The sequence below is a fragment of the Streptomyces sp. SBT349 genome, assembly GCF_001083795.1.
Classification (GTDB): domain Bacteria; phylum Actinomycetota; class Actinomycetes; order Streptomycetales; family Streptomycetaceae; genus Streptomyces.
Window position 1 is genome coordinate 1 of sequence record NZ_LAVK01000668.1, and the last position, 1397, is coordinate 1397.

1 pseudogene is annotated in these 1397 nt (G+C 67.1%); it reads left to right on the forward strand.

Going from position 1 to position 1397, the window contains the following annotated elements:
* Positions 1-1397 (forward strand): annotated as a pseudogene (locus ADY01_RS41985) (condensation domain-containing protein); the annotation flags it as partial.

The window sequence follows — 1397 nt, forward strand, 5'->3', positions numbered from 1 at the left end:
AGGTCACCGGTCCGGTACATCCGCGAGCCGGCCGGGGCTGACGGCGGAGCGGTTCGTGGCGAACCCGTTCGGCCCAGCCGGCTCGCGGATGTACCGGACCGGTGACCTGGTGCGCTGGCGCACGGACGGAAACCTGGACTTCATCGGCCGCGCCGACGACCAGGTCAAGATACGCGGCTTCCGCATCGAGCCCGGCGAGATCGAATCCGTACTCCTCCACGACCAGAGCGTGGGCCAGGCCACGGTGGTGGTCCGCGAGGACCGCCCGGGGGACAAACGCATCGTCGCCTACCTCGTCCCCACCCACGACACCACGGTGGACACGGCGGGCTTGCGCGACCATGCCGCGACCGTGCTGCCCACCTACATGGTGCCCTCCGCGTTCGTCGTCCTCGACACCCTGCCCCTGACCCCGAACGGAAAACTCGACCGCAAGCGACTACCCGCCCCCGAGTACACCCGGGCCGGTGAGGGACGCGCACCACGCACCCCGCAGGAACAAGCGCTCTGCGGACTGTTCGCCGAGGTTCTGGGCGTCGGCGAGGTCACCATCGACGACGGATTCTTCGACCTCGGCGGCCACTCCCTCCTCGCCACCCGCCTCACCAGCCGCATCCGCACAACGATGGGCACCGAACTCAACATTCGAGACGTATTTCGGTCACCCACTGTCGCTGATCTCGTCGAAGCACTGAGTAAATCCGGTCCCAGAAGGCCGATGTTGAGCCGAAGAACTAGGAACGGGGAACGCGCATGATTCCGCTCTCTTTCCAGCAGAGAAGTCTGTGGTTCCTGGACCGCGTCCAAGGGGGCAGCGCAAATTACGCTGCACCGCTCGCTCTGCGTTTGACCGGGACCGTTGACGTGGCCGCTTTGCGGGAGGCGCTGGCGGATGTGGTGGGTCGGCATGAGGCGTTGCGCACCGTCTTCCCCGAGGTGAACGGGGAACCGTCGCAGCAGGTGGTGGCCGCCGGAGAGGCCGCACCCGTGCTCCAGATCACCCCCATCGACGAGGCGGACCTCGCCGACGTCCTCCAAGACACGGCAAGCCACCACTTCGATCTGGCGACCGAAGTCCCCTTCCGCGCCCACCTGTTCATCCTGTCCGAGGGTGAGTCGGTGCTGCTGCTGGTCATGCACCACATCGTCAGCGACGGCTGGTCCATGGGACCACTCAAACAAGACCTCTCCACCGCCTACACAGCCCGCCACGCCGGACGGGAACCCGCCTGGGACGACCTCCCCGTCCAGTACGCCGACTACACCCTGTGGCAACGCGACATCCTCGGCGACGAGACAGATCCGCGGAGTGAGATGGCCCGCCAGTCACAGTACTGGCGCGAAGCACTCGCAGGCGCCCCCGACCTGCTCGAACTCCCCACCGACCGCCCCCGACC